Source organism: Limnothrix redekei LRLZ20PSL1 (assembly GCF_043235035.1).
Taxonomy (GTDB): domain Bacteria; phylum Cyanobacteriota; class Cyanobacteriia; order CACIAM-69d; family CACIAM-69d; genus CACIAM-69d.
Genome location: NZ_JAZAQF010000053.1, coordinates 1 through 897 on the forward strand (window position 1 = coordinate 1; position 897 = coordinate 897).

Annotated in this window: 1 protein-coding gene; it reads left to right on the forward strand. The window is 54.4% G+C overall.

Translation table 11 applies throughout. The features are described 5' to 3' along the window. Positions 1-777, forward strand: a 777-nt coding sequence (locus VPK24_RS08975) for an IS110 family transposase (RefSeq protein WP_449283920.1), incomplete at its 5' end; no start/stop codon positions are given. Positions 778-897: the final 120 nt, after the last annotated feature.

The following is an 897-nucleotide window of genomic DNA, read 5'->3' on the forward strand; positions in this document are numbered from 1 at the left end:
GTGCTGCGGCTGTGTCATCTGAACCGGGTGCAATCTCCGATCATTAACCGATTGCGTCAGGATCTCGCGTGGCAATTCCCAGAGGTGGCCCATGTCAAATCAAAGCGGGTTTTGCTCTCAGATTTGCCACCGCTTCTATGGAGCTGGATGGCTGGGCTGCGTCCGTCGGCCAAATACGATCGCCTGTACGCGGCGACCTGCGGGCTGGGATTGGATGAGCTGTCACGAAATCATGCGGCCCGGCTTTGTGATCTTCACCAAGAAGAATGCGCGATCGAACGTCAGCTTTACCAATATCTTCAGGCTCCTGACTTTGCACCCTATCGCAAGGTTTTCGCCCGATTTGGGTTTGGTATGCGGGTAGAGGCCTTGCTGATTTCGCAGATTTACCCGATCGAGAACTACCTAGGGCCCGATGGGAAACCTGAGATCAAGATTCGCAAGGGTCGCAAGTCCGGTAACCCAACCAAGCGGCATCTCAGCCTGAGGCGATTCACCAAGGCCTTGGGCTGTGCTCCTGGGCGTGAAGAATCAGGTGACTCGAAGCGCGTCCAGGTCGTTGGTGGATCTGATTTATGCCGTCGTGCTCTTTGGCAGTGGATTTTTACGCGGATCGAGCCTGAGCGGGCCCGGCCGAAAAATCAAATTGGAAAGCTGCTGGGCGATCGGCTCGATCAAGAGAAGTCAACCAAGCCCATTAGGCTCGCTCGCTCCAGGTGCGCTGGCTACGCTGCCCGGTTGTTATTTTTCGAGCTGGTTGCATCCTTTATTACATAGGCCGTGTTCTCAGTAATTTTGTGACCCCAAGCGATCGCTCGTATTTACGGGCGATCGCTTTGCTGTGTCTGGATGTTGGTGCTGCGATTCACCACAGCATTTATATTGACTAGAGGGAAC